General features: G+C 32.9%; 26 protein-coding genes and 1 tRNA gene. 9 read left to right on the top strand and 18 right to left on the bottom strand.

All coding sequences use genetic code 11. The features are described from left to right. Positions 1-141: 141 nt before the first annotated feature. Entirely contained in the window at positions 142-1,242 is a 1,101-nt protein-coding gene (locus G4L40_RS00400; RefSeq protein ID WP_166234912.1) for a DUF4407 domain-containing protein, read from the top strand. Positions 1,243-1,285: 43 nt separating this feature from the next. Here the strand turns inward: G4L40_RS00400 and G4L40_RS00405 are convergent, their stop codons facing one another. From G4L40_RS00405 to ruvC, 7 genes are all read right to left on the bottom strand, one after another. After that, positions 1,286-2,488 carry an NAD(P)/FAD-dependent oxidoreductase gene (locus G4L40_RS00405; protein WP_166234914.1) on the bottom strand — a complete coding sequence of 401 codons (1,203 nt, stop codon included), beginning with the start codon at positions 2,486-2,488 and terminating at the stop codon, positions 1,286-1,288. A 119-nt stretch (positions 2,489-2,607) separates the two neighbouring features. After that, positions 2,608-3,303 carry a PH domain-containing protein gene (locus G4L40_RS00410; protein ID WP_166234916.1) on the bottom strand — a complete coding sequence of 232 codons (696 nt, stop codon included), beginning with the start codon at positions 3,301-3,303 and terminating at the stop codon, positions 2,608-2,610. Positions 3,304-3,347: 44 nt separating this feature from the next. Continuing rightward, complete coding sequence (locus G4L40_RS00415) at positions 3,348-3,719, bottom strand: MmcQ/YjbR family DNA-binding protein (RefSeq protein ID WP_166234918.1); 372 nt, start codon at positions 3,717-3,719, stop codon at positions 3,348-3,350. Between the two features lie 11 nt (positions 3,720-3,730). Beyond that, positions 3,731-4,081 (bottom strand): VOC family protein, encoded by a 351-nt coding sequence (locus tag G4L40_RS00420; RefSeq protein WP_166234920.1) that lies wholly within the window; start codon positions 4,079-4,081, stop codon positions 3,731-3,733. 4 nt (positions 4,082-4,085) lie between these two features. Further along, positions 4,086-4,841: a cyclase family protein gene (locus tag G4L40_RS00425; RefSeq protein WP_166234922.1), complete on the bottom strand. Its 756-nt coding sequence runs from the start codon at positions 4,839-4,841 to the stop codon at positions 4,086-4,088. Positions 4,842-4,919: 78 nt separating this feature from the next. After that, the gene (gene hemW / locus G4L40_RS00430; protein WP_166234924.1) at positions 4,920-6,053 is read right to left on the bottom strand and encodes a radical SAM family heme chaperone HemW; all 1,134 of its coding nucleotides are present in this window, start codon (positions 6,051-6,053) and stop codon (positions 4,920-4,922) included. A 62-nt stretch (positions 6,054-6,115) separates the two neighbouring features. Beyond that, positions 6,116-6,670, bottom strand: coding sequence for a crossover junction endodeoxyribonuclease RuvC (ruvC, locus tag G4L40_RS00435; protein ID WP_026724415.1), 555 nt, complete (start codon positions 6,668-6,670; stop codon positions 6,116-6,118). A gap of 54 nt (positions 6,671-6,724) precedes the next feature. On the opposite strand from ruvC, the gene G4L40_RS00440 reads away from it, so the two are divergent. Both G4L40_RS00440 and G4L40_RS00445 read left to right on the top strand, forming a co-directional pair. Further along, the gene (locus G4L40_RS00440; protein ID WP_166234926.1) at positions 6,725-7,651 is read left to right on the top strand and encodes a hypothetical protein; all 927 of its coding nucleotides are present in this window, start codon (positions 6,725-6,727) and stop codon (positions 7,649-7,651) included. Positions 7,652-7,658: 7 nt separating this feature from the next. Further along, positions 7,659-8,762: a glycosyltransferase family 2 protein gene (locus G4L40_RS00445; protein WP_166234928.1), complete on the top strand. Its 1,104-nt coding sequence runs from the start codon at positions 7,659-7,661 to the stop codon at positions 8,760-8,762. A 181-nt stretch (positions 8,763-8,943) separates the two neighbouring features. Here G4L40_RS00445 and G4L40_RS00450 read toward each other — a convergent pair whose 3' ends face one another. Next, entirely contained in the window at positions 8,944-9,426 is a 483-nt protein-coding gene (locus G4L40_RS00450; protein ID WP_166234930.1) for a hypothetical protein, read from the bottom strand. 1 nt (position 9,427) lies between these two features. After that, positions 9,428-10,042: an energy transducer TonB gene (locus tag G4L40_RS00455; RefSeq protein ID WP_166234932.1), complete on the bottom strand. Its 615-nt coding sequence runs from the start codon at positions 10,040-10,042 to the stop codon at positions 9,428-9,430. Between the two features lie 71 nt (positions 10,043-10,113). Here G4L40_RS00455 and G4L40_RS00460 point away from each other — a divergent pair, with 71 nt between their 5' ends. Beyond that, on the top strand, positions 10,114-10,614 hold the full coding sequence (locus G4L40_RS00460; RefSeq protein WP_166234934.1) for a DUF456 domain-containing protein: 501 nt from the start codon (positions 10,114-10,116) through the stop codon (positions 10,612-10,614). Between the two features lie 159 nt (positions 10,615-10,773). Here G4L40_RS00460 and G4L40_RS00465 read toward each other — a convergent pair. The 5 genes from G4L40_RS00465 to G4L40_RS00485 form a co-directional block, all read right to left on the bottom strand. Beyond that, positions 10,774-10,850: transfer RNA gene (locus G4L40_RS00465), tRNA-Asp, on the bottom strand. 86 nt (positions 10,851-10,936) lie between these two features. After that, positions 10,937-11,863 carry a DUF58 domain-containing protein gene (locus G4L40_RS00470; protein ID WP_166234936.1) on the bottom strand — a complete coding sequence of 309 codons (927 nt, stop codon included), beginning with the start codon at positions 11,861-11,863 and terminating at the stop codon, positions 10,937-10,939. 122 nt (positions 11,864-11,985) lie between these two features. Then, the gene (gene trxA / locus G4L40_RS00475; RefSeq protein ID WP_317163924.1) at positions 11,986-12,342 is read right to left on the bottom strand and encodes a thioredoxin; all 357 of its coding nucleotides are present in this window, start codon (positions 12,340-12,342) and stop codon (positions 11,986-11,988) included. 74 nt (positions 12,343-12,416) lie between these two features. Then, positions 12,417-16,940, bottom strand: a complete 4,524-nt coding sequence (gene dnaE, locus G4L40_RS00480) for a DNA polymerase III subunit alpha (RefSeq protein WP_166234938.1) — start codon at positions 16,938-16,940, stop codon at positions 12,417-12,419. Between the two features lie 151 nt (positions 16,941-17,091). Then, positions 17,092-17,781: a DUF6252 family protein gene (locus G4L40_RS00485; protein WP_166234940.1), complete on the bottom strand. Its 690-nt coding sequence runs from the start codon at positions 17,779-17,781 to the stop codon at positions 17,092-17,094. Positions 17,782-17,953: 172 nt separating this feature from the next. Here G4L40_RS00485 and G4L40_RS00490 point away from each other — a divergent pair, with 172 nt between their 5' ends. The 5 genes from G4L40_RS00490 (at position 17,954) to G4L40_RS00510 (ending at position 21,892) form a co-directional block, all read left to right on the top strand. Further along, the gene (locus tag G4L40_RS00490) at positions 17,954-18,520 is read left to right on the top strand and encodes a 30S ribosomal protein S16 (protein ID WP_166234942.1); all 567 of its coding nucleotides are present in this window, start codon (positions 17,954-17,956) and stop codon (positions 18,518-18,520) included. Positions 18,521-18,535: 15 nt separating this feature from the next. Continuing rightward, the gene (gene rimM, locus G4L40_RS00495; protein WP_166234944.1) at positions 18,536-19,063 is read left to right on the top strand and encodes a ribosome maturation factor RimM; all 528 of its coding nucleotides are present in this window, start codon (positions 18,536-18,538) and stop codon (positions 19,061-19,063) included. 56 nt (positions 19,064-19,119) lie between these two features. Further along, positions 19,120-19,779, top strand: a complete 660-nt coding sequence (locus tag G4L40_RS00500; RefSeq protein WP_235922553.1) for a tRNA1(Val) (adenine(37)-N6)-methyltransferase — start codon at positions 19,120-19,122, stop codon at positions 19,777-19,779. A gap of 75 nt (positions 19,780-19,854) precedes the next feature. Then, complete coding sequence (locus G4L40_RS00505) at positions 19,855-21,033, top strand: acyl-CoA dehydrogenase family protein (RefSeq protein ID WP_166234948.1); 1,179 nt, start codon at positions 19,855-19,857, stop codon at positions 21,031-21,033. 76 nt (positions 21,034-21,109) lie between these two features. Further along, positions 21,110-21,892: a DUF3050 domain-containing protein gene (locus G4L40_RS00510; protein WP_166234950.1), complete on the top strand. Its 783-nt coding sequence runs from the start codon at positions 21,110-21,112 to the stop codon at positions 21,890-21,892. A 1-nt stretch (position 21,893) separates the two neighbouring features. Here G4L40_RS00510 and G4L40_RS00515 read toward each other — a convergent pair whose 3' ends face one another. The 4 genes from G4L40_RS00515 to G4L40_RS00530 are packed head-to-tail and all read right to left on the bottom strand — an operon-like array spanning position 21,894 to position 26,216. Further along, entirely contained in the window at positions 21,894-22,910 is a 1,017-nt protein-coding gene (locus G4L40_RS00515; RefSeq protein WP_166234952.1) for a hypothetical protein, read from the bottom strand. After that, positions 22,888-24,516, bottom strand: coding sequence for an FAD-dependent oxidoreductase (locus tag G4L40_RS00520; RefSeq protein ID WP_166234954.1), 1,629 nt, complete (start codon positions 24,514-24,516; stop codon positions 22,888-22,890). The genes G4L40_RS00515 and G4L40_RS00520 overlap by 23 nt, the downstream gene beginning before the upstream one ends. Further along, positions 24,494-26,008, bottom strand: coding sequence for a polyamine aminopropyltransferase (locus tag G4L40_RS00525; RefSeq protein WP_166234956.1), 1,515 nt, complete (start codon positions 26,006-26,008; stop codon positions 24,494-24,496). The genes G4L40_RS00520 and G4L40_RS00525 overlap by 23 nt, the downstream gene beginning before the upstream one ends. Then, complete coding sequence (locus G4L40_RS00530; RefSeq protein WP_026724432.1) at positions 26,001-26,216, bottom strand: DUF350 domain-containing protein; 216 nt, start codon at positions 26,214-26,216, stop codon at positions 26,001-26,003. Before G4L40_RS00530 ends, G4L40_RS00525 begins: the two co-directional genes overlap by 8 nt. Positions 26,217-26,219 lie beyond the last annotated feature (3 nt).

The following is a 26,219-nucleotide window of genomic DNA, read 5'->3' on the forward strand; positions in this document are numbered from 1 at the left end:
GAATAGTCACTTAATCATATAGAACCCTTGCAGAAATGTGAGGGTTTTTTCTTTTACCAACTATTTTTCAACAAATTAACACTAACCTGAAACTTTTGGCGTTAAATTTGTACTAATCATCATCAATCAAAATCAATCATCATGTTAAAACGTTTTTTTATGTTATGCTCGGGCGTAGATTCCGACATAATTAATGGTTGTTCTAATGGCGAGCAAAACAAATATGCCGGAATTGGAGCTACCGTTTTCTTCACCGCCGTAATGGCTTTTATTGCTAGTGCTTATGCGCTTTTTACTGTTTTCGACAATGCTTTTATTGCTGTAGCCTTCGGACTAGTTTGGGGTTTGCTTATTTTTAATTTGGATCGATTTATTGTTTCTACCATTAAAAAAAGAGATAGTTTCTTAGACGAATTCATTCAAGCCACTCCTCGAATTGCTTTGGCGATTATTATTGCTATCGTAATTTCAAAACCATTGGAAATTAAAATTTTCGAAAAAGAAATCAATACTGTTTTACTAAAAGAAAAAAACGAAATGATGTTGGCCAACAAAAAACAAGTAGCCAATTATTTCCAATCCGATTTAGATAAAAACAAAGCGCAAATTGATAGTTTAAAATCGGATATTCTTAAAAAAGAGAAAGAAGTAAATGATTTATATTCGGTTTACATCACCGAAGCCGAAGGAACTGCAGGAACTAAAAAGTTAGGTAAAGGTCCGGTTTATAAAGAAAAACGTGAAAAACACGATTCGGCTTTGCAAGATTTAGCGACATTAAAAGCTTCAAACCAAACCAAAATCACTGATTTAGAAGCAAAAAACAAAACTCTTGAAGCCGATTTAGACAAAAAAGTAACCGAAACCCAACCTATTATCGAAGGTTTCGACGGATTAATGGCTCGAATTAACGCCTTGAATAAATTACCCTTCTTGCCTTCGCTTTTCATTATGCTATTGTTCTTAGCGATTGAAACTTCGCCAATTATTGCGAAATTATTATCGCCAAAAAGCGAATACGATTTCAAACAAGAAGATAACGAAATGGGTATCAAAAATATGTTAGCACAAAATCGTTACCAAAGCGAATTACAAAAGAAAACCGATGCAGAAATCTACGATAAAGTGTATACTGACATCAAAGAAGACAAAGAACTCTATAACTACAAAAAGAAAAGCGCGTTGGAATTATTAAAACTCCAAGCTGATGGATTTGTAGAGAAACAAAAGAAATCAATGTAAAAAGAAAAAACCCGATAATTAATTATCGGGTTTCTTTTTTTAACTATGGTAGATAAGAATAACCGTTTTTAGTTTTCCAAAGGAAATATTTTTCTAGAATTAATTTATTAAAATCATAAATCACATTTGGAATCATAACAGCAAAATTTCTTGGTTTAAACAAATGGTCTGAAAAAATAATCACTTCTTTTTTTCCGCAATCCATAATACACAATCCCATTATTTTTCCCCAAGCTTTTTCTTTTAATTTGGTTTTCCCTTCAGTGACTCTAATAATATTTTCTGCCACAATTTTGCCTGTTTCATCACTTGGATAACCTGTTTTAGGCGATGCGAAAGGAACTTTACTTGGTGTAAATGGTAGCGGAACATTTACTGCAATTCCAGCAGCCCATACATTTGAATAATCAACATGTTGGTAACTATCTTTAACCGAAATATAGCCAGTTGGTGTTGCGTGTAAATCTGGAGAATTTGTCACAAAATCAACCCCAATAAAAGGTGGCATCAACATAGAAAATTTGAATGGCAATTCTTCGTCACTTGTTAAAAGGATTTTGTTTTCGGTTACTTCTTTGACACCTACTTGCGTTCTATAATGAATATTAAACATTTTCATAAAAGATTTTAGCATACTTTCTCCCATTGGCATTCCATCAATACCAAAATGTCCTAAATAATCTTCTGGTGTTATCCAATATAAATCTACTTTTTTACGAATATTTTGTTCGCGAAGCCATTTTTCTACATTAAATAAAAATTCATAAGCAGCGCCCATACAACCAGCATTTTGAGTCGCGCCAATTACAATTGGTCCTGGGTTTTTCTTAAATTCTTCTAATGCAGTTCTAGCTTTCATCGCTCCATTTGGAGTTCCGATATAATGTGTATGTTCAGCAACGCCAGGAGCAATATCATACTTTACTTTTGGACCTGTAGCCACAACAAGATGATCATATTTATAATCGCCTTTATCTGTGGTTACAATTTGATTTTTCACATCAACATTAAGCGCCTCAGCATTAACAAAATCAACCCCCTTTTTAGCTAAAATAGTATCTTTTCTAAATGAAATATCTTTAATATCTCTTCTTCTAAAAGGCACCCAAATTAATGACGGAATAAATAAAAATAACGGTGATTTATCTATCAAGATTACTTTATGCTTGTCTTTGCCTTTTCTTTTAATTTCAAGTGCCGCAGTCATCCCTGCAAAACTTCCTCCTATAACTACTGTTGTTGTCATTTTATTTCGATTTTATGAAGTAAAGTTACCTCATATTCAAAACATTATCTGTTACATAAGTTACACAAACAAAAAAGCCTGAAACATAAATTTCAGGCTTTGAATGACAATAGTATATGTTATAAATATTTTAAAATATCGGACTTTAATCGGTCATATTCTCCTTGAAGGATTAATCCGTTGTCCAATAATTTTTTATAATTCTGAAGTTTCGCAAATAATTCGTCTTGCGATAAATGTGCCAAACCTTTTTCCTCCGAAATTGGAGCTTCAACTTCTGTGTCGCGAATAACTTCGTTTGGAGTTGGCATTAACTCCGCAAAATGAGTTACTTCTTCCGCTTGAATTTCTTCAACTACTTCTTCTACAACAGGAATATCGGCTTTAACTTCTTCTACAACCGGAGTAGCAACTTTTGGATTTTTCAATAAATCTAATTGCTCTTTTGCATAAGTATATAATTTTCGTGCTTGATTTTTTGGTAAATAATCAACCGTATGTGTTAAATCGGAATTGGTTGTAAAGGTAAAATCAGCCCCTAAAATTCCTTCTTTTACAAACGAACCTGCGATATCATCCCAATCATAATCAATGAATTCCATTGATAATCCTAAATTTTTAGGCTTGCATAAAATGATGCGTTTATTTGTTACCACAATGCTATCTGGAAAAATAGTTACCGCTGGTTTTTTCTGAACAGCAATATACCCTACTTCTTCATTCGACATCAAAAGATTCTCCAATTTAGCCGTGATTTTCTCAATTGCTTTTGGATCTTGATCTTCGTTTAATATTTTTTTTAAGTTGTCTATCATGATAGTTACTTTGAATTTTCTTTTTTATAGCACAAAAGTAATGCCTAATTTTCTAATTCTTGAATTTCTTGTTGGACTTTTTTCGTTAAACTTTTGAAAACAAGTTCATAGGAATGATTAATCAATTCGCACATCATTTTATCGGAAACATCACCATGAAAACGAACGGTATTCCAATGTACTTTACTCATGTGATAGCCAGGCTCAATAGCTTCATATTCCGCTCGAAATTCTAAAGCTCGCTCTGGATCGCATTTTAAATTTAACGATGGTGTTCCTTTTTCCCACTCGGATAAAGAAGTTAGGCAAAACATTTTTCCTCCTACTTTAAACACCAACGTATCTTCATCAAACGGAAAATGTTCGGTGACGCCTTTTTTAGATTGACAGAATTCGTAGAGTTGTTGAATGTTCATTTTATAATTATTTAAATGAATTGACCAAAAGTTAAAAGTGTTCCATTCGGATCAATAATTGAAAACTCAATTTGATTCCAAGGTTTTTTCTCTAACGTTCCATTTGGATGTATTGCTATCTCTTTTTCTATTAACGTATTGTAAAACAATTCTATTTCTGCATTCACCCTCAAATAAATCATAAAATTTGATTTTTTTGGATCTAAATCCTGATATGAGAAAAAATGAAGTTCTGTTTGCTCAAAATTTAAAATAAGATACTCGCCATAATCTGCATCTAGATGAAATCCTAATTTTTGATAAAAATCAATTGTTTCTCGTTTATCAATGAAAGGCAATTTTGGAATAATAGTAACTATCATATTTTTAAAACATTTTGTACAAAACAGGTTTACTTGGACTTGCATCATTTTCAAACGAAGCAAATTGCAAATTCAAGAAATAACTCCCATCTTGAATTTCTTCGTTTACATAAATCATTTCGGTAATTGTGCAATTAAAACGAGCATCTTCATTCACTTGATTCACATCTTTTACATTCCAAAACGCTTTATGTGCTAATAATTTTCCTTCGTCGTGTTCTTTGTCGACACTTGGTAAATCGATTAGTAGATGTTGAATGCCTTTTTCTCTGATGTAAATCGCGGCAGCTTCTTCTAAATAAGGTGGATTTGTATTGGAATAATTCAGATGTTTTTTACTTTCTGGATTAGGTAATGTTCTGATGACAATGGCTTCTGGTGAATTTTCTCCCAAAGCAATTTCTATTTGTTCTTTTGTAATAATTAAATCTTCTCCAACTACTTTTGGTTCCACCGAAATCAATTCAGCAGTAAAGAAAAATTGTTTTAAACATTGATTAATCGAATAAAAATCGCGGGTAATATGTCCTAAACATTCCGTATGCGTGCCATGTGCATGCGGATTGAAGAAAATATTATTGAAATTCGTAGATGATTTTCCTTCAGAAACTTTTCCTATCCAATCTCCCATTGTTACAGGTTCAATTTCAGGTCTATTTTGATACCAAGCAATCGGATTTTGTTCATTGTTGGTTAGTGGAATCGAAATATCAAGTGGTTTTGATAAGTCGATTTGTATGTTGTTGATGGTTGCTTTCATATTTTTTACCGCAAAGAGCGCAAGGGTTTCACTAAGTTCACAAAGCTTTTAGCTTTCTTTGTGTTCTTAGTGGTTAAACTATTCCAAATTTAGTAAAAACAAATCACTTGCAATTCCGTCACTCAAAAACTTTCCTTTTTTTGTAGTTCGCAAGATATTATCATCCACAAATAACAAATGATCTTCGATGAATTTTGCCGCTTGTTGGTTCAAATAATCCAAATAGGTTTTCCCAAATTCTTGTTCGATTCTTTCTAATGAAACACCCCAAATCGTTCGTAAACCCGTCATAATATATTCGTTATAACGATCGGTTTTGGTTAAGATTTCTATTTCAATTGGTAATTTATTTTCTTGAATCGATTTTATATAAAGCGAATTGTTTGAAACATTCCAACCTCTATTTTTCCCATCATAACTGTGAGCTGACGGACCAATTCCGATGTATTTTTTACCTAACCAATAACTCGAATTGTTTTTGGAAAAATAATTCTCTTTTCCAAAATTTGATAATTCATAATGAATGAATCCGTTTTCCGAAAGTTTGTCGACTAAAATATGAAAATGTTCCTGTGCGACTTCATCATCTGGTTGTGGAATAATTCCTTTTTGTATGAACGAATGCAAAGCGGTTTTGGGTTCAACCGTTAAAGCATAACTAGAAATATGCGGCACGTCAAAAGACAAAGCCGTTTCGATGTCTTGTAACCATTTTTCATTGGACATTTCGGGAACTCCGTAAATCAAATCAATGGAAATATTATCAAAATATTGAGTGGCAATTTCCAAACATTTTTTAGCTTCTTCCACATTATGCGCACGATTCATCATCTTCAAATCGTCTTCAAAAAACGATTGAATGCCGATTGATAATCGGTTGACTTTATTTTTTGAGAGTTCAATTATTCGATTCTCTGTCAAATCATCTGGATTGGCTTCTACTGTGATTTCTGGATTTTCGACTACTTTGTAGTTTAGATACACTTCATCAATCAAAAATCTTAAATCTGCAATCTGCAATATAGAAGGCGTTCCGCCACCAAAATAAATGGTTTGAACAATCTCATCTTGAAATTCGCTTTTACGCATTTCAATTTCTTTAGCCAATGCCAAAACCATCTCCTCTTTCTTCTTCAAATTAGTTGAAAAATGAAAATCGCAGTAGTGACAAGCTTGTTTGCAAAAAGGGATATGGATGTAGATTCCTGACATTTTATTAGTATTCAGTCGCAGTCGCAGTTTACAGTGCTGAGACTGAAAACTGCGACTGAAAACTATTTTTTAACTCTCGATTCATTTTGTTTTACAAAAGCATCCCAACCTGAATAACTTTTCCCCACTTCCACTCTTCCCGAATTGAAAAAATGGCAAACTGCTGCTGCCAAACCATCGGTTGAATCGAGATTTTTTGGTAATTCTTTTAAACCTAATAGCTGTTGGAGCATTTTGGCAACTTGTTCTTTGCTGGCGTTTCCGTTTCCAGTAATCGCCATTTTGATTTTCTTGGGCTCGTATTCTGTAATGGGAATATCTCTGGAAAGTCCGGCTGCCATGGCAACGCCTTGTGCTCTTCCTAATTTCAGCATCGACTGCACATTCTTTCCAAAGAAAGGCGCTTCAATAGCAATTTCATCTGGATTATGTGTGTCGATTAATTCTATGGTACGTTCAAAAATGACTCTTAATTTCTGATAATGGTTGTCGTATTTGGATAAAATGAGTTCGTTCAACTGCAGAAATTCCATTTTCTTGTTGACTACTTTAATTAATCCAAAACCCATAATCGTCGTTCCTGGGTCGATTCCTAATATGATGCGTTCGTTTGCCAATTATTTTGTTTCAAGTTTCAAGTTTCAAGTTCAAAGTTTTCGTTTCTTTGCAACATGATTTCAATTCCTCACAAAGCTAAACAATTCCTTGTTTTTACCATCAAACTTTTGATCGTAATTGGTGCGTTTTATTTTATTTACGACCAAATTGCTGGAAATTCGAAATTAGAATGGAGTAAATTCCAGACTTTAGTTTTGGAAAAAACTTCAATAATAACTATCATTTTCATTTTATTGTTTAGTGTTGCCAATCGTTATTTCGAAATTTTAAAATGGCAGAATTTAGTTGATTTCATCAAACCGATATCTGTTGGTGAAGCGAGTAAACAAGTTTTAGGCGCTTTAACATTGGGTGTGTTTACCCCAGTTGGAATTGGAGAATATGCTGGAAAAGCTTTGTATTTCCCAAAAAGCCAAACTAAAAAAATTATTTTTTTAAATTTGGTTTGCAATGGAATTCAAAGTTTTTCAACTGTAATCTTTGGAATAATTGGCTTAATCTATCTGAAATATTATTTTTTGGCATCAGGATCTATTCTATTAGCAGTAATTCTAACATTATTTCTATATTTTTCAAGAGAGATAAAAATCAAAAACTATACTTTTCAAGATTTAATGCATCGTCTTAATGAAATTCCAAAATATATTCATCGCAAAAATTTTGTTTTGGCTTTTTGTAGATATGTGATTTTTTCTCATCAATATTATGTTCTATTTTTAGTATTTGATGTTGATTTACCATATTTAACTTTAATATCAACAATTTCAATCGTTTACTTTTTATCATCAGTCGTTCCGAGTTTTCAATTTTTAGATTTTGCTGTAAAAGGAAGCGTGGCGATGTTTTTCTTTGGAAAATTAGACGTTAACGAATGGATTGTAATTTTCATTAGTACGTTAATGTGGTTTTTAAACGTAGTTTTACCCGTGGCGATTGGAAGTTATTATGTAATGCGATTTAAGTTGAATACTTCAAAATAAATTCTTTATGCTGGAATTAATTCTTGGAACCTTTTTTATCATTTACATCCTATTCATTGGACAACTGATTTATGGTTTTAACCGAATGAAGCGTTTTTCTAAAAAGGAATTCACTCCAAAAACATCTTTTTCCATTGTGGTTCCGTTTCGAAATGAAAAAGAGAATCTTCCGAATTTATTGCATTCGATTTCTATGTTGAATTATCCGAAAGAATTGGTTGAAATTATTTTAGTGGATGATGACTCTGAAGAAGTATCCAGTGTTCAGTATTCAGTGTTCAGTTTGAAAGTAATTAAGAACATTCGTAAATCAAATTCACCAAAGAAAGATGCCATAGAAACGGCGATTCAAATTGCCAAAAATGATTGGATTATTACTACCGATTCGGATTGTTTGGTTCAGAAAGATTGGTTGTCAATTTATGATCAATATATTCAGGAAAATGAAGTGAAAATGGTAGCTTCAGACGTTTGTTATATTCCAAAAAGTGGGTTTTTATCGGCTTTCCAGAATTTAGATTTTCTAAGTTTACAAGGCGCCACGATTGGAAGTTTTGGAATCAATCAACCTTTTATGTGTAATGGTGCTAATTTTGCCTATTCCAAAGCTTTTTTCAAAGAACTAAATGGGTTTCAAGGAAATAATTCAATTGCAAGTGGTGATGATGTTTTTCTACTTCAGAAAGCAGTTTCAGTTACTCCGAAGAAAGTTGGGTTTTTATTGTCCAAAGAAAGTATTGTCGCAACAAAACCAGTAGATACTTGGACTGAATTATTTCAACAACGGGTTCGCTGGGCATCGAAAAGTACTGGTTATTCTTCAAGTTACGGAAAAACTTTAGCACTTGTTGTTTTTGGCGGGAATTTGGTTTGGATTTTAAGTTTTTTTCTTTGGTTGTTAGGCATTTTAGACCAAAACATTTTCATGCTTTTTGTCGCTTTAAAATTCCTAATCGATTTTAATTTACTTTTCAAAACCGCTAATTTCTTCGAATCGAAATTGCAGTATGTGTTGGCGAGTAGTTTGTTGTATCCGTTTTTTAGTGTTTCGGTAGTGGTGTATTCTTTTTTTGGAAAATATAGTTGGAAAGGAAGAAATTTTAAAAAATAATTTTAAACACTAATTTCACTAATTAGCACGGATTATTTATAACATATAAGTCATGTAAGTTTTTGAAGTGAACATTTTTACAAATTAAGTTCATATAAGATTTTGAAAATTATTGAAATTTCTTAAATCAGTGTTCTTAATTTGAAATTGTACTTGAATTTGCTCTTGATTTTGTCTTTGATTACTTTTCAACTTTAATAATAACCGGAAGTATAAATTGGGTTTTTACTTTAATCCCTCTTTTGATGGCTGGTTCTACTTTTGGAAAATCAGATAAACGAGCAGTCAAAATACTATCAATTTTTACTTTATCATATGCGACACTATCTTTTGGGAATTGTGGCTCAAATTGCAAAGTTGCATCTGGATTAATGGTAACTTTTACTTCGATAGTATCCATTTCAGGGTACAAAATTCGCAAGGTATCTATTCCTATTCGTTCTTGGATAGTTTGTGTTAAATAATCAAAAAAACATTGCTTCTTAATCTCAACATCTTTTATAGTATCACACTGTAAAACCGATGGAAATTCATCAACTTCATTCCAATTGATTTTTTTTAATTCTTGTTGCAACAATACATTTTCATCGGGTACTTTTTTATCAAAGTACTGACAAGATTGGATTGCTAAAAGTAAAAAAAGGAGTTGAATTAATTTTTTCATATTATTCTTCCATTTGAAATATTATAGGTATTGCAAACGAGATATTAACTGGCTTTCCATCACAATTAGCAGGGATAGCTGTAGGTAACGATTTAATAATTCGAATAGCTTCTTCTTCTAAAATCAGTCCATATTCTGGACCTGTAGTTTCTTTAATTTGTGGATTTCCCTCTTTGTCAATTATAAAATAAACTGTTACTCTACCTTGTAAATCATGTTCTTCTGCAAATTCAGGGTAACTAAATTTATTGATAATATGTTTTTTTATATAATCTGTGAATGCTATCTCTTCTTCTAAACCAGTTGTAATATTTTTCCTCTTGTAATAAGGCAATTTTTCATTGCTACATTTAGTAAAACCATCAACATCGTCTTTAACATTATCTGTTAGCTTAGATTTTTCAATTGAGTCAGCTACTTTTCTTTGTTTTTTTGCTAATTTATCAGCTTCAACACGAACTAAATAAGCATCCCATTCTTTCTTTTTTTGTTCCTCTAATTCTTTTTTAACTCTAGCTAATTCTTTCAATTTTTCCTGCGTTGACATTTTTTTCTCTTGAGCAATTGAAGTCACTGAAAATAGAATTGAAATAAAAAACAAAAAAGCAAATCTCATCGGTATAATTAATTTATTTTAAATTGTATGAAAACAAAGTTATAAATTTGTTAGACAATAACTAAAATCTTATGGATTACTTTTTATTACTTATTGGATTATTATGTGTAATTATAGGAATCATCGGTAGCATACTTCCTGCTTTACCTGGTCCACCTGTGAGCTGGATTGGCATTTTGATGTTATACTTATGCAAAGATATTGCAACAAATTATTGGGTTTTAATAATTACTTTACTAATTGCTATTGTAATTGGGATTTTAGACTATATAATTCCGGCAAAAGGCACAAAATACTTTGGAGGAAGTAAATATGGAATTTGGGGAACGAATATAGGTTTAGTTGTCGGAATTTTTATCCCTATACCATTTGGATTTTTAATTGGTCCTTTTATTGGTGCACTTGTGGGAGAACTTATTTATAATTCGCAAGAAAAAGGAAGAGCCTTAAAAGCTGCTACAGGATCATTTATTGGGTTTTTAGCTGGTACCTTTATGAAAGTATTGGTGAGTTTGCTTTTTTTCGGATTGTTTTTAGTTTTAGTATGGCAAAATAGAGCTGTTTGGTTTTAATGAAAAGTATAAAAATCAAAAAAGCTCTGCATAAATGCAAAGCTTTCCATTGGTCTAACTACTAAACCTTTTGGTACTTTCGTACCTAAACAACACAACTATCTTAAATATTTTAAGAGGGCAAAAAAGCCTTTCTTTTACGAAAGGCTTCCTCTTTACTGGCGGTCTGGACGGGACTCGAACCCGCGACCCCATGCGTGACAGGCATGTATTCTAACCAACTGAACTACCAAACCAGTGCTTGATTGCGAGTGCAAATATACTACGCTTTTTCATTCCTGCAAATATTTTTTTAAAAAAAATTAAACTTTTTTTAAGCTATTTAGCCAAACTTTTGTTTTTCAACCAAATACGTAGTCATAATTTTTTCGAATTTTTCATCTACCGAAACCGGAACATACTTAATTTGGTACTGCATACAGGTTGTTTCAACAGATTTGAAATATCCCTGAACCTCTTTTTGATACATTTCTTGCGTATTTTCGGCAAATAAATTTATTTCTTCGCCAGTTTCAACGTCGATAAACTTTCTTGGCGTATTGTCAAAACTGAAATTTAATTCTGTTTTTTTGTCATAAACATGAAAAACAACTACTTTATGCTTGTTGTGTTTTAAGTGCTGAAGAGCTTTGAAAATTTTCTCGCTGTCTTCGTTCTGAAACATGTCGGTAAACAAAATCACCATGGAACGACGATGAATATTTTCAGCAATTTGATGCAAAAAAGTGACTGTATCCGTTTTTTTTGTTTGATTATTATTCTCCAAAATACCTTCCAGCTTATTTAAAATCATACGATGATGACGATCACTTCCTTTTTCTGGTGAATAATATTCGTATGTATCTGAATAAATACTCAATCCAACCGCATCGCGTTGTTTTTTAAGCAAATTCATTAAAACAGCAGAAGCTAATACCGAAAATCCTATTTTATTCTCATAAAAAAGTTGATTATCTTTCAATTTTGGATAATGCATCGAAGACGAATTATCGATGATTAAATGACAACGTAAATTGGTTTCTTCTTCGTAGCGTTTAGTGTATAATCTATCGGTTTTTGCGAATAATTTCCAATCGATATGTTTAGTGCTTTCGCCTGGATTGTAAATTTTATGCTCAGCAAACTCTGCTGAAAATCCATGAAAAGGTGACTTGTGCATACCTGAAATAAAACCTTCAACTATTTGATTGGCCAAAAGTTCTAAATGTTCAAAACTAGAAATTTTTTCTATTTGCTGTTCTAAATTCATATTCTCAAAGATAGAAAAAGATTTTTTATTTTAGGCAAAAGGTTTTAGGCAAAAGGATAAAAGGTTATTTATAAAAAAAGGCTCAACTTTCGCTGAACCTTTAAAATATTTTTTTTCAAATATTATAGTAATGCGTCGATTGCATCAGTATAAGTTTTCTTTGGAGCAACCCCAACTTGTCTTCCCACAACTTCTCCGTTCTGGAAAATTAATACTGTTGGAATGTTTCTAACACCGTATTTTGCAGCAAATTCTTGGTTTGCATCTACGTCTACTTTTCCAACTACAGCTTTTCCTTCGTATTCACCATGAATTTCGTCGATAACTGGTCCAACCATTCTACACGGACCACACCAAGCTGCCCAAAAATCTACTACTACTGGTTTGTCTGATTTTAATACTACTTCGTCGAAAGTAGCATCTGTTATTGCTAATGCCATATTATTTTTTTTAGTTTTATACTTATTTGAATTGCAAATTTAGAAATTAAATTGGAATGAAAGTGTGTTTTGAAATTAGTTTTGATTATACTCTCATTTACAGAATTTATACTTTAATTCAGCTTAAAATTCACTTGCATCCGTTCTAATTCTTGAAGCAACTCTGACGAAATCTTAACTTTCAATTTTCGGCTTGGCATGGAAAGTTTTGTTTTTACGATGATTTCTTCTTTTTCTACTGGAACTTCAATATTCATTTCCATTTCTTCATTAGAATCTTCCGAAATTTCTTCTTCAATATCTACAGGAGCTGAAACAGGAATATCTTCCATAATTTTTTTGATTCGCTCCAATTCCATTACTTCAAAAGTCACTGAATTATCCCCTTTGTTTTCAGAAAATATTCGATTTAACTCTGTTATCACCTGCTCTTTTACATCGTTTATTGGAAACATTAAAATCAATTTCTTAGCGAATGTTGGCAATACATCGGCTAACATTTTAGCATCTAAAAACTGAATTCTTGGATCGGATTTTTTCCCAGTTTCGCGATTTACCCAACCTTCTTTCACATTTATTTTGAAATACACAAATTGATTTTGCAGCAAGAAATGACGGTATTTTAAATACTCTTCATCAAAAATTCGGAATTCATAACTTTCGTCATAACCTTCTAACACAAAGGTTGCCCAGCCTTTTCCGTTTTTAGCCGTTCTGTGTTGCACATTAGTAACAATTCCTCCGAAAGAAAGATTTTTACCCAAATGTTGCTCCAAATTTTTAAGCGATTCCAATTTAGCCGTACAGAAATATTTCATCTCAAATTTATAATCATCCAAAGGATGTCCAGAAATATAAATTCCAACTACTTCTTTTTCTTTGGCTAATTTTTCCATTGTGCTCCATTCTTCACATGGTGGCACTTGAGGTTCGGCAATTTGAACTTCCGAAGCATCACCAAACAAGCTAACTTGTGATGAATTTTCGTTTTCTTGGAATTTCGAACCATAACGAATCGCCTTTTCTAAAAACGTAATTCCGTCGCCATCATGATGAAAATATTGGGCACGATGGGTTTCTGAAAAACCATCAAAACCACCTGCCAATGCTAAGTTTTCGAATGCTTTTTTGTTGGCAGCACGCAAATCAATTCGTTTTGCTAAATCGAAGATGGATTTGTAATTTCCGTCTTTTCTGTTCTCCACAATAGTTTGAACCGCTCCTGCTCCAACACCTTTAATCGCTCCCATTCCGAAACGAACGGCGTAGTTTTCGTTAACCGTAAATTTATAGTACGATTCATTCACATCTGGACCCAAAACGGCTAATCCCATGCGTTTACATTCTTCCATAAAGAACGAAACTTGTTTGATATCGTTCATGTTATTCGAAAGCACCGCAGCCATATATTCCGCAGGATAATGCGCTTTTAAATATGCGGTTTGATACGCAATCCAAGCGTAACAAGTAGAATGCGATTTATTGAAGGCATAACTCGCAAACGCTTCCCAGTCCGTCCAAATTTTATCTAATTTTTGTTCGTCGTGACCATTGGCTTTTGCTTGATCTATGAACTTAGATTTCATTTTATCCAAGACATCTTTCTGCTTTTTACCCATGGCTTTACGAAGTACGTCAGCATCACCTTTAGAGAAATTAGCTAATTTTTGCGACAAAAGCATCACCTGCTCTTGATAAACGGTAATTCCGTAGGTTTCTCCTAAATATTCTTCGCAAGCATCTAAATCGTAGGTGATAGGTTCTTCGCCATTTTTTCTACGAACGAAAGAAGGAATGTATTCCAATGGCCCTGGACGATATAATGCATTCATGGCAATTAAATCGGCAAAAACTGTTGGCTTTAAGTCCTTCATGTATTTTTGCATTCCAGGCGATTCGTATTGGAAAACCCCAACCGTTTCACCTCTTTGGAATAACTCGTATGTTTTAGTATCGTCAATTGGAAATTCGTCAGGATTCAAATCGATTCCTAAACGATATTTTACCAATTTCACGGTATCTTTAATTAAGGTAAGGGTTTTTAATCCCAAGAAGTCCATCTTCAACAAACCAGCACTTTCCGCTACCGAGTTATCAAATTGGGTTACATATAAATCCGAATCTTTTGCTGTGGTTACGGGAACGAAATTCGTAATATCATCTGGTGTAATAATCACACCACAAGCGTGAATTCCGGTATTTCGCATCGAACCTTCTAAGACTTTTGCTTGCTGAATGGTTTCTCCTGCTAAATCTTCTGAATTCGCAATTTCGATTAATTCTTTAACTCGGTCGAATTCTTCCGAGCGCAATGCTTTTTTGACTTCGGATTCGTCTTCGGCTAAAAATCTTGCTAAATTCCATTTAGATGGCATCATACCTGGAATCAATTTCGCAATTCTATCTGCTTCAAAAAGTGGTAAATCTAGTACACGAGCGGTATCTCGAATAGCCGATTTCGTAGCCATTTTACCATAAGTAATAATTTGCGCCACCTGATTAGAACCGTATTTATTGATTACATAATCCATAACGCGACCACGACCTTCATCATCAAAGTCGATATCAATATCGGGCATGGAAACACGATCGGGATTTAAGAAACGCTCAAAAAGCAAATCATATTTAATTGGGTCGATGTTCGTAATTCCTAAACAATACGCTACAGCAGAACCTGCAGCCGAACCACGACCTGGCCCAACGGAAACATCCATTTTTCTGGCTTCGGCGATAAAATCTTGTACAATTAAGAAATATCCAGGATAACCTGAATTGGAAATCGTAAGCAATTCAAAATCTAAACGTTCTTGAATGTCTGGTGTGATTTCGCCATAGCGTTTTTTTGCACCTTCCATCGTAAGATGTTTCAAATACGCATTTTCACCACGAACTCCACCATCTAATTTGTCTTCCTCTACTTCAAATTCATCAGGAATTTTGAATTTTGGAAGTAATACATCTCTATATAAAGAATAGGGTTCTGTTTTATCGATAATTTCTTGAATATTGATAATTGCTTCGGGTAAATCGGCAAAAAGCTGCTTCATTTCGTCACCCGATTTGAAATAATATTCTTGATTTGGTAATCCGTAACGATAACCACGTCCGCGACCAATTGGTGTTGCTTGTTTTTCACCATCTTTTACACACAATAAAATATCGTGTGCATTGGCATCTTCTTTATTAACGTAATACGTATTGTTTGTCGCAATTAACTTTATATTGTGCTTTTTTGCAAAGGCTATCAACGTTTGATTAACACGATTTTCGTCTTCTTGTTTGTGGCGCATTAATTCCAAATAGAAATCGAAACCGAATTGGTCTTTCCACCAAATCAAAGCTTCTTCGGCTTGACTTTCTCCAACATTTAGAATTTTACTTGGAATTTCACCATATAAATTTCCAGAAAGTACGATAATATCTTCTTTGTATTGCTCCACAATTTTTCTATCGATACGAGGAACGTAATAGAAACCATCGGTGTAAGCAATGGATGACATTTTGGCTAAATTGTGATAGCCTTTTTTATTTTTTGCCAACAAAACTACTTGATAACCATTGTCTTTTTTGGTCTTATCTTTATGATCGTCACAGATATTGAACTCGCATCCTACAATCGGTTTGATAACGGTTTCGGTTGGTTCTTCTCCGTTTTCGACTAATTCTTTGTTTTTAGATTCAGCTGTTTTGTTGTGATTTAAAACGGCACTTACAAAATGAAACGCACCCATCATGTTTCCAGTATCGGTCATTGCAACCGCTGGCATTTTGAATTTTGCCGAAGCTTTTACTAAATCATTAATTGCTATAGTCGATTGTAGTACCGAAAACTGCGTATGATTGTGCAAATGTGCAAAAGCAGCGTCTTTTAAATCGGATTTTACTTCTTCTGAAATCGTGGTTTGAACTTCCTCTTGTTCGATTTTTTTCAAACGAGTTCTAATTTCATCCGAAGCTTGTTTCAGATTGATATGCTTTAATCCGATTAGCTGGATTTCGCCAAGATTTTTTTCTCGAAAACTTCTGAAATATTCTGGTGTTACATCTAATTCTTCTTTTGTAAAAACTTCTCTTTTAATTAACTCAAGAAAACAACGTGTTGTTGCTTCCACATCGGCAGTTGCATTGTGAGCTTCTGCGAAAGGTTGATTGAAAAGATATTGATGTAATTCGGTTAATGTTGGTAATTTGAATCTTCCACCACGACCACCGGGTAATTTCAATAAATTAGCAGTGATTTCGGTACAAGTATCCAAAACCGGCATTTTAGTCATATCAGAACCTATGTTCATACGATGGAATTCACATCCCATAATATTGACATCAAATCCTACATTTTGACCAACGATGAATTTTGTTTTTGAAAGTGCAATATTGAATTTCTCTAAAACTTCAGATAGTAGAATTCCTTGCTCCATTGCTAACTCGGTAGAAATACCATGAATTCGTTCCGCATCATACGGAATATTGAAACCTTCGGGCTTAACCAAGTAATCTTGGTGCTCGATTAAATTTCCCATTTCGTCGTGTAATTGCCATGCAATTTGAATGCAACGAGGCCAGTTATCGGTATCGGTAATGGGTGCCGACCAACTGCGCGGTAATCCTGTGGTTTCTGTATCGAAAATTAAGTACATCTATCTGATAATTAAGCTAAAGACAAAATACAAAACTGATTTTGAATAAAAACAAAAATACATTTTAAGTTAATGAATGCCAATTTAAGTTATCAACAAAAAAACCACCTGAATTACTCCAAGTGGTTTTAATTATATTTTGTCTTTATATTTATTGCAATGGTACTTTGTAAAAATGACCTTCAGAGAAGGTAACTACATCGCCTTCGCTATTTACCGCATTAAGTTTGAATGTTCCAGTGAATAATCCGTTTGAAACTTCTTCAATTGTAACTTCTCCATTACTTTGTTGTACATTTTCAATTCTTACAGTTGCATTGTTATTTCCACCAACAATTGTAACAACATCTCCCGCAACATAACCTTCACCTCTAGCTACAACTGTTAATTTTGTTATAGTTCCAGAAAGTGTTGTCAAAGCAACTTTTAATCCTGTTCCTGAACCACCAGTAGTTTGCGCACCTGGCAAATTAGTATAACCAGTTCCAGCAGTTAACATTCCTGAAAGCTTGTATGCTGGCCCTTCAACTACACTTGTATCATAAAAATCTGCAAAATCATTTGCATCAAAAGAATATGAAGCATGATTTCCTAAATAATCTTGTGTTCCTAATAAATAAGTTCCAACGTTCATAGCGTTAGTTTTCAACACAACAGTTTCATATGCAGTATAAGCAGTAATAGTCATTCCTCCATCTCCATCAACAGAAACCCTAGCTTCATTTGCTCTCCATTGAACATCATTAAGTTTTGCTTGAAATGCTGGTGTATTAGTTTGAATATCTTGCTGACATGAGTTAAATAATGCCACAATAGCTAACAAAGAAAATATTTTTTTCATTTTTAATAGTTCTAATTATATGTAGGAAACAAAAATAACTTTTTTATCTAAATAAACACAAATTCAAGGTGAAAATATTTTTTCTGCACTTAATATGTTTGTATTACAAAGTTTTACTATATTTGCACCCTTAAATAACCGAGGTCGAGAACCTCAAATTAATCACAAGATTATGTCAGTAAAAATTAGATTACAAAGACACGGAAAAAAAGGGAAACCTTTTTATTGGGTTGTTGCAGCAGATGCAAGATCAAAAAGAGATGGTAAATTCTTAGAAAAAATTGGAACTTACAATCCAAACACAAATCCAGCAACTATTGATTTAAACTTGGACAAAGCTGTTCAATGGTTACACAATGGTGCTCAACCAACTGATACTGCTAGAGCAATTCTTTCTTACAAAGGTGCTTTATTAAAACATCATTTAGATGGAGGTGTTAGAAAAGGTGCTTTAACTCAAGAGCAAGCAGATGCTAAATTAGCAGCTTGGTTAGATGAAAAAGCAGGAAAAGTTGACGCTAAAAAAGCTGGTTTATCTAAAGCTGAGGCAGATGCTAAAGCTAAAGCTTTAAAAGCTGAAAAAGAAGCAAACGAAAAACGTATTGCTGCTCAAGCTGAAGCTGCGAAAGTAGAAGAAGTAGCTGAAGAAGCTGCAGCAGAAGCAACTGAAGAAGTAGTAGAAGCTGCTACTGAAGAAACTCCAGCTGTTGAAGAAAACAACGAAGAAACAGAAGCTTAATAATAAAGCGATTTCATGCGTAAACAAGATTGTTTCTATTTAGGTAAAATCGCGAAAAAATTTAGTTTCAAAGGGGAAGTATTGGCGTATTTAGACACCGACGAACCCGAATTGTATCAAAATTTGGAATCAGTTTTTGTTGAAATCAACAAAAGTCTGGTTCCATTTTTTATTGAAAGTAGTTCGCTTCACAAAGAAAAATTCTTACGTATTCGTTTTGAAGACATTCAAACCGAAGAAGAAGCAGACGAAATTATGGGAAGTGAAATCTATCTTCCACTTTCTATGTTGCCAAAATTAGAAGGCACTCAATTTTATTACCACGAAGTAATCGGGTTTGATGTATTGGATACTCGTTTAGGTAATATTGGAAAAATTGCCTCTATTAATGACAGTGGCGCTCAACCACTTTTTGAAATTGATAAAAACGGAACTGAAATTTTAATTCCGCTTATTGATGATTTCATCATTGCACTTGACAGAGCAAACAAAACCATTACTTTAGAAACTCCTGAAGGATTGGTTGATTTATATCTTGGATAATTCCAATGACTACTTTTACATTCAAACAATTTTCCGTTAATCAAGATCGTTGTGCTATGAAAATTGGCACGGATGGTGTTTTACTTGGCGCTTGGACTCCATTAATCAACAATCCGTATAATGTTTTAGATATTGGCGCTGGAACTGGAATTTTGTCTTTAATGTTAGCCCAAAGAAGCAGCGCCGAACAAATTGATGCCATCGAAATTGACGAAGATGCTTACGAACAATGTGTCGAAAATTTTGAAGCTTCGCCTTGGGGTGATAAATTATTCTGCTTTCATGCAGGATTGGATGAATTTGTAGACGAACCTGAAGACGAGTATGATTTAATTATTTCCAATCCACCTTTTTACACCGATGATTATAAATCAGATAACAGTTCGAGAGATTTAGCACGTTTTGAAGACGCTTTGCCTTTTGAAGAATTGATTGAAGCAGCAGCTTTATTACTTTCTGATAACGGAATTTTCTCTGTAATTATTCCTTATAAAGAAGAAGAACGTTTTGTTGCTATGTGTAAAGAATTGGATTTATTTCCATTAAAAATTACTCGTGTAAAAGGCACACCAACATCGGAAATTAAAAGAAGTTTATTGGCTTTTTGCAGAATGGAACAAGCTCCGTTAGTCGATGAATTAATCATCGAAATTTCTAGACACAACTATACTTCCGAATACATTGAGTTGACGAAGGATTTTTATTTGAAAATGTAATTTAAAAATTATAACATTTGTTCGTTGATTTGTTAAAAATCTTTACTTACTTTTGTGACTTTCAAATCAAAAACTATGAGACCAGACTTATTTCAATCTCCAGATTATTATTTATTAGACGAATTATTATCTGACGAACATAAAATGGTGCGTGATGCTGCACGTGCTTGGGTAAAAAAAGAAGTTTCTCCGATTATTGAAGACTTCGCACAAAGAGCAGAATTTCCTCATCAAATCGTAAAAGGTTTAGGAGAAATTGGTGGATTTGGTCCATACATTCCTGTGGAATATGGTGGTGCTGGATTAGATCAAATTTCTTATGGATTAATCATGCAAGAAATTGAAAGAGGAGATTCGGGTGTACGTTCGACTTCTTCGGTTCAGTCTTCATTGGTTATGTATCCTATTTGGAAATACGGAAACGAAGAACAAAGAATGAAATATTTACCAAAATTAGCCACTGGAGAATTCATTGGTTGTTTTGGTTTAACTGAGCCAGATTACGGTTCAAATCCAGGTGGAATGGTAACTAATTTTAAAGATATGGGTGATCATTATCTTTTAAATGGTGCTAAAATGTGGATTTCAAATGCACCTTTTGCTGACATTGCAGTAGTTTGGGCTAAAAACGAAGAAGGAAGAATTCACGGATTAATCGTGGAAAGAGGAATGGAAGGTTTTTCAACTCCTGAAACACACAATAAATGGTCGTTAAGAGCTTCTGCCACTGGAGAGCTTATTTTTGACAATGTAAAAGTTCCAAAAGAAAACTTATTGCCAAACAAATCTGGATTAGGAGCACCACTAGGATGTTTAGATTCGGCACGTTATGGTATTGCTTGGGGAGCGATTGGAGCAGCAATGGATTGTTATGATACTGCTTTGAGATATTCAAAAGAACGTATTCAATTTGACAAACCAATTGGAGCGACACAATTACAACAAAAGAAATTAGCTGAAATGATTACTGAAATCACGAAAGCGCAATTACTAACTTGGAGATTAGGCGTTTTACGTAACGATGGAAAAGCAACTACAGCTCAAATTTCGATGGCAAAAAGAAACAACGTTGATATGGCGTTAACTATTGCTCGCGATGCACGTCAAATGCTTGGTGGAATGGGAATTACAGGTGAATATTCTATCATGAGACACATGATGAATTTAGAATCTGTAGTTACTTACGAAGGAACACACGACATTCACTTGTTAATTACAGGTATGGATGTTACAGGTTTCCCTGCATTCAAATAATTAAACAATAGATAAAATTGATATAAAAAGCTTCTCAAATTTGGGAAGCTTTTATAATTTTACAAAAAAATCAAAAATGAGAATTGAACAAATCAATCATTCCATACAACATCAAAAAGATCAATTATTAAATCATTCGCTATACAATAAAGTAAAAACGATTGACGATTTACATTGTTTCTTAGAAAACCACATTTATGCGGTTTGGGATTTTATGTCGTTACTAAAAGCCTTACAAAATAAATTGACTTGCACTACAACGCCTTGGTTGCCAATTGGTAATCCTGAAATTCGCTATTTAATTAATGAAATTGTTGTAGCCGAAGAAACCGATTTAACATTGGACGGAACGCGTCAAAGTCATTTTGAGATGTATTTGGATGCGATGACACAATGTGGTGCTTCAACAACTCAAATTAATGCGTTTTTGAAGAATGTGGAAGAAACGAAAAACATTTTTGTATCTATTAAACAAAGTGATTTACACGAAAATGTGAAAGCGTTTTTAGATTTTACTTTCCGTGTGATTGAACAAGGAAAACCGCATGAAATTGCTGCAGCTTTTACTTTTGGAAGAGAAGATTTGATTCCGAATATGTTTACTGAAATCTTAAAAAACTTTCAGCAAAACTTCCCAGAAACCAATTTATCGAAACTAATTTATTATTTCGAAAGACATATTGAATTAGACGCTGACGAACACGGACCAATGGCAATGCAAATGATTGCAGAACTTTGTGGTGATTCTGAACAAAAATGGAATGAAGTACAAGAAGTTTCTATTGCAGCTTTAGAAAAGAGAATCGGACTTTGGAATGCCATTGAAGAACAAGTGGAACATAAGCACGAATTAGTATAGTTTATTTGTTGTTTTTCCAAATAAAACCGTCTAATAAATAGTGCGTAAATTGTGGAACCGTAAGTAATGGAACTAAAAAGAATTGCCATTTGAAAGCATCGATTCCAAGGTTAAAATTCTCGTTCCAAACAAAAATTTCCCACAAATATTCTTCAGTAAAAGCAATTCCGAGTAGAATTAAAACGAAGAAAATAGCTCCTTTACTGTTTTTAAAATGAAATAATTCGCCCATTTCTTCTTTGGGTTTTGAATCGATTTCTTTTAAATATATTAATGCCATGTATGGAATTCCGTGAGAAACCACATTTAAGAGTGTAAAAACTAAATCATTATTAAAATATACAATTCCAAAAAACCATGATAGTAAAGTTCCAACAATTATCAGGTTTTTTGGAATATTAAAATAGCTGGTTTTCAAATAAAGATAAAGTGTTCGACATAAATAATATGCCACGATAAGAACATAAATTACAGTTGAAACTTGAATTAAAAACTGGCTTTCGTATCTAAAAAACTCTTTTTCTACAAACCAATTAAAAGCTCTTGGCGAAGAAAAAAACCAATACAACATTGGATAAATAGTTGCGGTGTAGATTATTAAAGCATCTGAATATCTATTTATTTTTGTTTTTTCTTCCTTCCTTGCATATAATCTAACAAAACCATACTGCTGTCTAATAAAATGAAAAACAGCTACATAAGCCAAAACTGACCAAAATACAGAGCTCCCAAAACCAAATAAAAACAAACCAATTATAAAACAAATTATTGGCAATCCAATGTAAAGTTTTTTTCTTCTTTGAAATTCGGATTTTACGAAGTACGTTTTGAAAAGAGTCGAATAAACGTGCGCTACATCAATAAAAACAATCAAAAACAACCAAGTATAAAAAGAGTAATCTTCTTGAATTTCGGATAACCAATCTTGAAAAACGAAGACAATTCCCAAAACAAAAAATGCTGGGAAAAGTATCAACCAAAAATCGGTTTTTGATTTATGAATCCAAGGTTGTTCCATCTACAATTTTATTAACCACATTAATTCCTTGATGAAAAGCTTCTTCAAAAATAGAAATTCCAGCTAAATCGCTATGTGCAAAAAAGATTTTATTTTCAATACTTTTTGAAGCTTCTTTGAGTAATTTACTTTTTAGAAAATTAGGAACGGGACTTATCATTCCGTGACCAATTCTGTGAATTTCAATCGCACTTATATTTTGTTCAATATCTGGATGTGCTATTTTTAAATCGGATAAAACTAATTCTTTCCAATGTTCGATTGGTTTTTTCAGCAATTCTTTTCTGTCTTTTTTTATGTCATTTGAACTAAAGCTGTAATAATACGTAATGACTTTTTTATCAATAATTTGCTCCAAATTTTGATGCTGATTATAAACGTATCCAAGACCTTTTGCTTTGTAAATTACATTATCCCAAGACAGCGGAAAACTACCATTATCTGAAATATCTGTCAATGTTATAGAAGCCGTAAACCATGGAGCATAATGAAAATTATGGGCTGTAGATTTTCTTTCAGGCAGTAAAAACTTATTGATGTATTGCGGCGTTGCAAGAATTACTTTTTCGGCTAGAATAGTTACAGATTCATTTGATTCAGCATTAAAAACAGATACATTAACTCCATTAGAATTGAGTTGAATGTCATATACTAAATGATTCGTCAACACCTTATTTTCAACAGATGATTTCAAATGTTTTACCAATCTACCATTGCCTTCTGGCCAAGTTAAAACGGTATCGTCATATTTTTTATTCTCGTGTTTTCTTGCTGCAAAATAGTGAATTCCAGCCCAAGCCGAAACAAACTCGATTCCTAAACCAAAGTCGTCCTTACAACAATAATCAACATATTCTAAAACTTCATCAGCCGTAAAAGTGTTGTCCAATAACCATTTTTTCATGGTTATTTCATCGAGTGAATTTAGAGATTCATCTGATGAACAGAATGATTTTGGAATATCAAAAAAGTACTTTTTATCATTTCCTTTTTTCTCACGAAATTCGGTCATTCTTTGAAGAAATAAGTCTATTTGATTATCAACTTCTTTGGAGTTTCCATATCTCGGAATTAAATCCGTTTGCCAAGAATTTCGAATAAATAAACGTTCGTTTGGATCAAAACACAATTGTGTTTCATCAAAAACAGGTAAACTATCTTTGTAATCTATTATGATTTTCGATTCTTCTAAAAAGTTTAAAAGCGCTTTATCTCTTAGATTAGGTAAAGGCAAATAATGCGCTGCTAAAGGAAATTTAGAATACTGATTTTCTCCATTTGCAGAATTTCCGCCTAATTTGTTTTCTAGTTCTAAAACTAAAAAATCTTCAATTCCTTTTTTCTTGAATTGGCGCGCTGCCGAAAGTCCAGAAATTCCACCACCGACAATTAAATAAGGTATTTTAATTTCTTTTGTTGGTTTTGGAAAATTCTTCAACCACAATCGATGTCCTAAAATATGATTAGTTCCAGTAAGCTTTAATGTAATTTCAATTAATTTGTCTTTGCAAGAAACCAACAAACTTGGTACGGCAGCTATAATGGATAAAGCTGCTATTCTTTTAACAAAAGTTCTTCGTGAATTATAATTTTCCCCACTCTTCATCAAAATAGCGTACTAAAATTTGGTTGTCTAATCGATTTACTTCAACATTACTTGCCTTCATATCACTAGTAAATTGATTAAGCGAATTGAATTTGTAATTATAAAATCGAAGATTTTGCGCCTTTCTGTTTACAGAGTTAAAATCAAAACTCGGATTGTTTGAAGTAATAGTAAAACCCCATTCGCCAAAAGATGGTACATAAACATGATAAGCATCTGTATTAGAAAAAGAAGTTTTTACAGTTTTATTGATACACCAAAATGATTTAGGTGCAAAATAAGGCGAAGTTGTTTGAATCACCACAACGGCATTTGGTGCTAAAATTTTGGAAAGCGATTGGTAAAAATTAACCGAATATAATTTTCCTAAACTATAATTGGACGGGTCAGGAAAATCAATGATAACCACATTATACTTTTTTTGAGCTTCCTTTACCCAAAGAAATGCATCTTGATTAAAAACGCTTACTTTCTTATTTTCAAAGGAATTATTATTCAAATTTTTAAGTACGGGATTGGTTTTAAATAGTTTGGTCATTCCGCCATCTAAATCTACTAATGTTATTTTTTTAACGGAATCGTATTTTAAAATTTCTCTAACTGCCAAACCATCTCCACCACCAAGAACCAAAACTTCATTAACAGAATTTGCACTTGACATAGCAGGATGTACCAATGCTTCATGATAACGATATTCATCGGCTGAACTGAATTGCAAATTGTTATTCAAATACAATTTATAATCATTTTTTAAATGCGTCAACACGATTCGTTGGTAAGAAGTGGTTTTTGTAAAAACGATATTTTCACCATATAATTTCTCTTCTGAAAAAGAGAGAATCTTTTCGGAAAAAATAAAAAAGCCAACTAAAATTAGAAAAGAGATTATCGCTTTAGCTTTCAAAAAATACACTTTCTTGATTTCTTTTTCCAATATAAAACAAAGCGCAATGGCAACACTTAGATTAATCATTCCAAAAAACAAGGAAGTTCTAATAATTCCTAATTGCGGAATAAAAACCAAAGGAAATAATACTGAAGCAAGTAAAGCACCAATGTAATCAAAAGTAAAAACGTTAGAAACTAAGTCGCTAAACTTTACTTTGTCTTTTAGAATATTCATTAAAAGCGGAATTTCCAATCCAACTAAACAGCCTGTAATGAATACTAAAAAATAAAGAATAAACTGAAAGTAAGCCACTTTTTCAAAAAGCAAGAATAATATAACCGAACTTAATCCGCCAACAATTCCAACTACGATTTCAATTTCGATAAAGATATTGAGTTGATTTCTTTTGATAAATTTTGCAAAATATGAGCCTATTCCCATAGAAAATAAATATACTCCTATGATGAATGAAAATTGCTTTACAGAATCTCCCAAAAGATAACTCGCTAACGTTCCTGCGACTAATTCATAAATTAAGCCACAAGTTGCGATAACAAAAACTGCAAATAGTAATAGGTATTCAAACCTAAAAAATTTACCCATGAATTGCTGCGCTAATAATAAGAGAAATTCCGATAATTAATGCTGCAAAAACGATAGCCAATGCCGTGTTTTTATTTTGAACAATTTCTTTCCAAGTGTTTTCTGGAGTTATTTTTTCAATTATATAATAACTGATTATTAAAACAACAACTCCAACAACTGAGAAAATTAACGCATTTATTATGCCTTTTAATGCAATATATTCCATATT

This window comes from Flavobacterium celericrescens (assembly GCF_011392075.1).
GTDB classification, from domain to species: domain Bacteria; phylum Bacteroidota; class Bacteroidia; order Flavobacteriales; family Flavobacteriaceae; genus Flavobacterium; species Flavobacterium celericrescens.